Annotated in this window: 7 protein-coding genes; 2 read left to right on the plus strand and 5 right to left on the minus strand. The window is 72.8% G+C overall.

The window, feature by feature from the left end:
- The 3 genes from VF468_14080 to VF468_14090 form a co-directional block, all read right to left on the minus strand.
- The coding region (locus VF468_14080; protein ID HEX5879421.1) for a helix-turn-helix transcriptional regulator at positions 1-190 on the minus strand (190 nt) is incomplete at its 3' end.
- Between the two features lie 161 nt (positions 191-351).
- Positions 352-564 (minus strand): BldC family transcriptional regulator, encoded by a 213-nt coding sequence (locus tag VF468_14085; protein ID HEX5879422.1) that lies wholly within the window; start codon positions 562-564, stop codon positions 352-354.
- A 176-nt stretch (positions 565-740) separates the two neighbouring features.
- Entirely contained in the window at positions 741-1,568 is an 828-nt protein-coding gene (locus tag VF468_14090) for a hypothetical protein (GenBank protein HEX5879423.1), read from the minus strand.
- A gap of 131 nt (positions 1,569-1,699) precedes the next feature.
- Between VF468_14090 and VF468_14095 the strand changes: the two genes are divergently transcribed.
- Positions 1,700-2,761 carry a Glu/Leu/Phe/Val dehydrogenase gene (locus tag VF468_14095; GenBank protein ID HEX5879424.1) on the plus strand — a complete coding sequence of 354 codons (1,062 nt, stop codon included), beginning with the start codon at positions 1,700-1,702 and terminating at the stop codon, positions 2,759-2,761.
- Here VF468_14095 and purM read toward each other — a convergent pair.
- Positions 2,751-3,794: a phosphoribosylformylglycinamidine cyclo-ligase gene (gene purM / locus VF468_14100; GenBank protein HEX5879425.1), complete on the minus strand. Its 1,044-nt coding sequence runs from the start codon at positions 3,792-3,794 to the stop codon at positions 2,751-2,753. The genes VF468_14095 and purM overlap by 11 nt on opposite strands.
- Positions 3,795-5,237, minus strand: a complete 1,443-nt coding sequence (gene purF / locus VF468_14105) for an amidophosphoribosyltransferase (GenBank protein ID HEX5879426.1) — start codon at positions 5,235-5,237, stop codon at positions 3,795-3,797.
- 409 nt (positions 5,238-5,646) lie between these two features.
- Here purF and VF468_14110 point away from each other — a divergent pair.
- Positions 5,647-8,056, plus strand: a 2,410-nt coding sequence (locus tag VF468_14110; GenBank protein ID HEX5879427.1) for a nitrate- and nitrite sensing domain-containing protein, incomplete at its 3' end; no start/stop codon positions are given.

Raw genomic sequence — 8,056 nt, forward strand, 5'->3', positions numbered from 1 at the left:
CGATGATGTCGCGTTCTTTGAAGCCGACCTGGCCGTTCTCGAGCCGGTGGATCTTCCATTCCGAGGCCCGGATGGACTCGGCGGCCTCGTCCCGGCTCAGGCCCAGCTCGGTCCGCAACCGGCGCAGCCTCGCCCCCACCACCATGCGGCGAACGGTCGGGCCAGCCCACTCGGACTGGAATCCGGTCATGGCGATCCCCCCCCGCAGCCTGGTTACGCTACTAGTCTGCCACGGGCGGGACGATCCGATCAGGTTCGCCGGTCACGACGAACACGCAGACGGCGCCTCCATGAGGCGCCGTCTGGACGTCCGGCCCCCCCTTGGGTCGGCCGGTCACGCGGATCGAAGGGCTAGCCGCCGGCTTCGACGCCGCGGAGCAGCTGGCGGACTTCCGTCTCGCGGTAGCGACGGTGCCCGCCGAGCGTGCGGATGCTGGAGAGCTTGCCTGCCTTGGCCCACCGGGTCACGGTCTTGGGGTCGACACGGAACAGCGCGGCGACCTCCGCCGGGGTGAGCAGCGCCTCGGGAGCGGGCGCAGACTGGACGGTACGACTGGCGGACATGGTTGCCACCCCTCACCTCGAACTTCCCCCCGTCGAGACGGGATTCTCGCGGAGGTCCTGAATATCCTAGAGGCGTCGAATGGGACAGACCATAGCAACTTAGGGCTATTTTCCGCCCCGCCTAGTAGGACTATCGGCAACCGACCGCCAGAGCTTCGGCAAAAGGTGCGGAGACCTCAATTGCTGGATTCCCGTCCCCGCAGCGCCGACCAGCGCTCGCTCAACGTGCGGTACAGCTCGCTGGAACGGTCCAGGTCGCCCGCTTCCAGGGCACCCAGCGCCTCCCACACCTCGGCGGCCGAGTGGTCGGCGACCAGGTCCTCGAACGGGATTGCCCTGGTTAATCCTCCGTAGTCGAGCTGGACCAGGCTGTCGGGGTCGAAGCTGTGGAGCCAGGCGCGCAGTTCCTCGACGGCCACGACCATCTCGGCGTCGTCCATCAGCTCCTGCAGGATGGAGACGGCCCGGGAGGCGCGGCCGCGCGCCTTGGCCATGGTCGTCCGGTAGGTGAGCCGGGCCGCCTGGCCCGACGCCGGGGCCCCGACCCGCCGCTCGCCGTCCTCGAACAGGGCGAACCAGGGCAGGGGGACGTGCCACGCCGCCTGCTGGATGTGGCTGCGCGACCCGGGCCGCTCGTTCTCCCAGCGCTCCAGGGTCTGCTCCGCCCTCTCGACGTCGCCGGCGGACACGAACGCGTCGGCCACCTCGTCCGGGACCGAGCTGCGGAAGGCGACCAGCGACTGGAGGGTCCGCAGCTCGGTCCGGAGGGGGCAGAGGTAGACCACGTCCCCGACCCGCTCGACGAGGGCGTGCTCCCGGTCGGCGCCAACGGTCAGGCCGAGGGCGCGGGCCAGGCCGCGGCGCTCCTCGCGGCCGACGAGCAGGCTCGCCGGCAGGACCTGACCGGCCTCCACGTACGACGCCCACTCCGCTCGCTCGCGGGGCGGGAACGCCGCCAGCGGCTGGTAGATGCGTAGATACGCCGTGAAGGCATGGCCCTTCATGGTGAGGAGTATAAGGAGAGGCCTGTGGTAGGTTGGCCTACCGGTGGGTACTCCCCACCATGCGTCTGCCGCTCTGGCGGCGATCCCGCCGGGGCCCGTCCAGGAGGTCATCCTTGGGAGCGTTCGGGCTCATGGGTGGCGAGTACGAGCAGGTCGTCTACAACCACGACCCGGCGTCCGGACTGAAGGCCATCATCGCCATCCACTCGACCGCCCTCGGGCCGGCGCTGGGCGGCACCCGCTTCTACCCGTACGCCTCCGAGGACGACGCCCTGGCCGACGTCCTCCGGCTGGCCAAGGGGATGAGCTACAAGGCGGCCGTGGCCGGGCTCAACCTCGGCGGCGGCAAGGCGGTCATCATCGGCGACCCCAAGCGGGTCAAGACCGAGGCCCTGCTGCGCGCCTACGGCCGCTTCGTGGAGAGCCTTGGCGGCCGCTACATCACCGCCGAGGACGTCGGCACCTACATCCCCGACATGGACGTGGTCGCGCTGGAGACCCGGTTCGTGACCGGGCGCTCGCCCGCCAACGGCGGCGGCGGCGACCCCTCGATCAACACCGCCTACGGGGTGCTGAAGGGCATGCAGGCGGTGGCCGAGGAGCTCTGGAAGACGCACGACCTGGCCGGCCGCCACATCGTGGTCCAGGGCGTCGGCAAGGTCGGCACCCACCTCTGCCACCTGCTGCACCAGGCCGGCGCCCGGCTGACCGTGGCCGACGTGGACGTCGACAACGTGGCCCGGGCGGTCAGGGAGTTCGGCGCCGACACCGTGGAGCCGGGCAAGGCCCACGCGGTCGCGTGCGACATCTTCGCCCCCTGCGCCCTGGGGGCGGTCGTCAACGACGACACCCTGCCCGAGCTGAAGTGCGCCGCCATCGCCGGGTCGGCCAACAACGTCCTCGCCCGGGACGAGCACGGCTACGCCCTGCGCCAGCTCGGCATCCTGTACGCGCCCGACTACGTGGTCAACGCCGGCGGCCTCATCAACGTGGCCGACGAGCTCCAGGGCTACTCCCCCGAGCGGGCCAAGGCCAAGGTCGAGGGCGTGTTCGGCTCCGTCCGGGACATCTTCCATCGCGCCAAGGCCGAGGGGATCCCGACCAGCGAGGCCGCCGACCGCATCGCCAAGGACCGCATGCGCGACATCTCCCGCCTCCGCCTGATCCGGGTCCTCCCGGGGGTCAGCGGCTAGCCACCACCTCGCCCATCACCCAGGCGGGGACCTCGCGGTCGGCGAGGAAGGCGACGGCCCGGTCGGCCTCGCCGGGCGGGAGGACGACCACCATCCCCACGCCGAGGTTGGTGGCCCGGGCCAGCTCCTCGTCGGCGACGGGGCCGAGGCGGGCCAGCAGCCCGAACAGGGACGGCACCTGCCAGGAGGCGCGGTCGACCCTGGCCGTCAGGCCGGGGGGGAGGCAGCGGGGGAGGTTGCCGGGGAGGCCGCCGCCGGTGACGTGGCAGAGGGCGTGGACCTCGACCCCGACGGCGAGCAGGTCGACCAGGTGGGGGGCGTAGATGCGGGTCGGGGTGAGCAGCGCCTCCCCGACCGGGACGCCGAGCTCGGGCAGGCGCTGGTCGTAGCCGACCCCGGCCCTGGCCAGGACCCGGCGGGCCAGGCTGAAGCCGTTGGCGTGCAGCCCCGAGGCGGCGAGCCCGAGGAGCACGTCGCCGGCGGCGACCCGTTCGGGGCCGAGCAGCCGGTCGCGCTCCACCATCCCGACGGCGAACCCGGCGAGGTCGTAGGCGTCCGGGGCCATCGCGTCGGGGTGCTCGGCCGTCTCCCCACCGAGCAGGGCGCAGCGGGCCAGCCGGCAGCCCGCGGCGACCCCGGAGACGATGGCGGCCACCCGCTCCGGGTCGACCCGGCCCACGGCCAGGTAGTCGAGGACGAACAGCGGCTCGGCCCCGGTCACGACCACGTCGTCGACCACCATGGCGACCAGGTCGATGCCGACCGTGTCGTGGCGGTCGAGGGCCTGGGCGACCAGCAGCTTGGTGCCGACGCCGTCGCTGGCCGCGGCCAGGACCGGGTCGCCGGGCAGGCCGGCCGCGCCGGCCCGGCCGGAGGAACCGGCCAGGCGCCACAGCCCCGCGAACCCGCCGATACCGCCCAGGACCCTGGGCCCGTGGGTCGCCTCCACCGCGGCCCGCATCAGGGCCACGGCGTGGTCGCCGGCCTCGACGTCGACCCCGGCCTGGGCGTAGGTGAGCGGCTCCCTCTCCATCTAACGCTGGGGCGCCAGGCCCTCGAGCAGCTCCTTGCCCTGGACCTGGGCCTCCACCGGGATCGGGTACCTCCCCGTGAAGCAGGCCGTGCACAGGCCCCCCGGCCCCGTCCCGGGGTCGGCCGCGGTCTCGGTCAGGGCCTCCAGCGACAGGTAGCCGAGCGAGTCGGCGCCGACGTAGCTGGCCACCTCGTCGGTGAGCAGGTCGCTGGCCACCAGCTCGGCCCGGGTCGGCATGTCGATGCCGTAGAAGCAGGGCCAGCGCACCGGGGGCGAGGTGATGCGGACGTGGACCTCGCGGGCCCCGGCCTCGCGGAGCATGGTGACGATCGCCTTGGTCGTGTTGCCGCGCACGATCGAGTCGTCGACCACCACCAGCCGCAGCCCCCGGATCGTCTCCTTGAGCGGGTTGAGCTTGATGCGGATGCCGAGCTGGCGCATGGTCTGGCTCGGCTGGATGAAGGTGCGGCCGACGTAGCGGTTCTTCATCAGGCCCTCGCCGAAGGGGATGCCGCTGGCCTCGGCGTAGCCGGCGGCGGCGCTCCAGGCGGTGTCGGGCACGGGGATGACCAGGTCGGCCTCGACCGGCGCCTCCACGGCCAGGGCGGCCCCGAGGGCGCGGCGGACCTGGTGGACGCTCTGGCCGGCCAGGGTGGAGTCGGCCCGGGCCAGGTAGACGTGCTCGAACACGCACAGCCGCGGGTCGGGCGGGGCGAAGCGGCGGGCCCGCAACCCCTGCCCGTCGATGGCCACGACCTCGCCGGGCTCGACCTCGCGGACCAGGGTGGCCCCGACGATGTCCAGGGCCGCCGTCTCCGACGCGATCACCCAGCCTCCCGGCAGCTTGCCGATGCACAGGGGCCGCACCCCGTGGCGGTCGCGCACCCCGTAGAGGGTCCGCTCGTCCATGATGACCAGCGAGAACGCCCCCTCGAGGCGGGGCATGGTGCGGACGATCGCCTCCTCCAGCGACAGGTCGGCCTCGCGGGCCAGCAGCTCGGCCATCACGTCGGTGTCGCTGCTCGGCCGCCGCTCGCCGCCGGCCGCGTCCGGCGCCCCGAGGCCCAGCGGCTCGGCCAGCACGGCCGTGTTGGTGAGGTTGCCGTTGTGGGCCAGGGCGATCCCGCCCCCGGCGGCGTTGGTCTTGAACGCCGGCTGGGCGTTCTCCCAGCGGGAGCCGCCGGTGGTCGAGTAGCGGGTGTGGCCGATCGCCAGGTGCCCCTGGAGGGTGGCCAGTGTCGGCTCGTCGAAGACCTGGCTGACCAGGCCCATCTCCTTGTAGACGAGCACGCCGCGGCCGTCGGCGACGGCCATCCCGGCCGATTCCTGGCCTCGGTGCTGGAGGGCGTAGAGCCCGTAGAAGACGAGGTTGGCGACCTGCTCCCCCGGAGCCCAGACTCCGAAGACCCCGCACGCCTCGCGTGGATGGTCGGCGTCGAGCATGTTCCTCCTGGCCGTGAAGGCCGAGCGGGCGGTCGGGGAAGCCATCCGATCGTAGCACCGGACCCTGACGAACCGGTGGATGCGGAGATGCACCCCTTGCCCGGCTTCTCGCGTCGGTGGTAAGAATCGCGGGTTGTCCAGGGACACCCCTCCAACGCCTGTATGTGCTGATGAACAGGGGTGTACGGGGGAAGCGGATGTTTGCAAAGCCAAGCGCGCAACAGGTAGATTCCCGTCTGATCCCCCTGTATGACCGAGCCAGCCCGTCCCTTCCCCGGGGCCGTTCTATGAGCAGGAATGCCGTGCGCCTTCGGGCACGCAGACCGCCGGCCGCCGCGGTGACGAGCACCCATCTGCCTCGAGTCCAGCTCCCAGGCACCATCGCAGAGGTCAGCCCATGATCCGAAACATGCAGATCCGGTCCAAGCTGATCGCGGTGCTGGTCATCCCGCTGGTCGCCCTGACGGTGCTGGCCGCGCTCGCCATCGGCGCCGCCGTCAGCCGCGGCGTCCAGGCCGACCGGGTCAACGACCAGACGGCCTTCGCCATCAGCCTGTCGAACCTGGTGCACCAGCTCCAGCGGGAGCGCGACCTGTCGGCCGCCTGGGTCGGGAGCGGCCGCGACGCCGGCTACGGCGGCGTGGTCGCCCAGCGGGTGGCGGTCAACCAGGCGCTGCAGACCTTCCGGCAGGACGTGGAGGACCTCGGCAACGAGGACTCGGCGTTCCGGGAGCGGGTCGACGCCGCCGTCGCCGAGCTCGGGGAGCTCAACGCCCAGCGCGAGCTGATCGCCAACGACGAGGACATGAGCATCGAGCGGACGCTCGACTACTACTCGAGCGTCATCGACGAGCTGCTCGCCGTCAACCTCGAGATCGCCGCCCAGACCGACGACCGGGACCTGATCCGCAACGTCGGCACCTTCGTCTCGCTGGCCCGCCTCAAGGAGGCGACCAGCCTGGAGCGGGGCCGCCTGTACGCGGTGGCCTCGGTCGGGAAGTTCGGCCCGGGCGACTTCCGGGAGCTGGCCCCGATCGTTGGCGCCCAGGAGGCCTGGCGGTCCCAGTTCGACGCCACGGCAACGCCCGAGCAGCGCGCCTTCCTCGACCGCACCCTGCAGGGCCCCGACATCACCCGGGTCGACGAGCTCCGTACCAAGGTCCTGACCGGCGATCCCAGCCAGCCGGTCGACATCGACCCCGAGCAGTGGTTCACCTACATGTCGGCCAAGCTCGACCTGCTGCGCACGGTCGAGGGCCGGCTGGCCGACGACGTTCTCGCGGCCAGCGAGGCCGCCCAGTCCGCGGCCAGCCGCCAGGCCCTGCTCTACACGATCATCCTGACCCTGGTGCTGTGGGTCACCATCGGCCTGTCCCTGTGGCTGGCCCGCTCCATGGTCGGGCCGCTGCGCAGCCTGACCCGCAGCGCCAACGAGGTCGCCGACGAGCGCCTGCCCAGCCTGGTCGACCGGCTGCACCACACCAACGACCCCCGCGACCTCGACGTGGTCCCGGAACCGGTGCCGGTGGACGCCAACGACGAGATCGGCCAGGTGTCGGCCGCCTTCAACTCGGTGCACCGGGTGGCCATCCAGGTCGCCACCGAGCAGGCCGCCCTGCGCAAGTCGATCGGCGACATGTTCCTCAACCTGGCCCGGCGCAGCCAGAGCCTGATCGACCGCCAGCTGGAGCTGATCGACGACCTGGAGCGCAGCGAGGCCGACCCGGACTCCCTGGAGAACCTCTTCAAGCTCGACCACCTGGCGACCCGGATGCGGCGCAACGCCGAGGACCTGATCGTGCTCTCGGGGGCCGAGCCGGCCCGGCGCTGGAGCCAGCCGGTGACCCTGGTCGACGTGGTCCGGGCCGCCCTGGCCGAGGTCGAGGACTACAACCGGGTCGAGCTGCTCCCGATCGACGACATCGGCGTGGCCGGCCAGGCGGTCAGCGACGTCGTCCACCTGCTGGCCGAGCTGATCGAGAACGCCACCTCGTTCTCGCCCCCCGGCACCAAGGTGCAGGTGGCCGGCCAGCAGGTCAGCAACGGCTACGTCCTCGAGATCGAGGACCGTGGGCTCGGCATGAGCGACGACGAGCTGGTCGAGGCCAACGAGCGGCTGGCCAACCCGCCGATGGTCGACTTCGCCCTGTCGCGCATGCTGGGGCTGTACGTGGTCGCCCGGCTGGCCCAGCGCTACAACATCAAGGTGCAGCTGCGGCACTCCTGGTACGGGGGCATCACCGCGCTGGTGCTGCTGCCGCCGACGGTGGCCGTCCGGGCGCCCATGCCCGAGGCGATCGAGGCGCCGAGCCGGCGGGGCCCGGCCGAGCTGGTCGCCTCCAGCAGGCCGGCCGAGCCGGCGGCCGACGCGGCCGAGGGGACCGGTGACCACCTCCCGATCTTCGAGGCGGCCCGCTCCGACTGGTTCGAGGACGGCGTCCGTGGCGACCACCTGCCCCTGCGCCGCCACGCCGCCCAGCAGCCCATGGGCCGGGGGGCCGAGCCCACCGGGAACGGCGCCGGCGCCGACCCGTCCCGGGCCGAGGCCCTGCGGGCGGAGGCGATGCGGGTCGAGACGGCGCGGATGGAGGCGGCCAGGGCGGAGGAGGCGGCCAAGACAGAGACCGCCCCGGCCGAGACCGCCCCGGCCGAGACCGCCACCGCCGAGGCCACCCCGGCCGAACCCACCCCTCCCCGTGACGGCGCCCGCGCCGCCGCCCGGGCCCGCACCGGCCCGCTGCCGACCAGGACCCCGGGCGCGTCCGGTCCGCCGCCGGGCGGGGCCACGCCGTTCGCGCCCGCGACGCCGCCGGGCCCCG

The organism is Actinomycetota bacterium (assembly GCA_036280995.1).
Taxonomy (GTDB): domain Bacteria; phylum Actinomycetota; class CALGFH01; order CALGFH01; family CALGFH01; genus CALGFH01.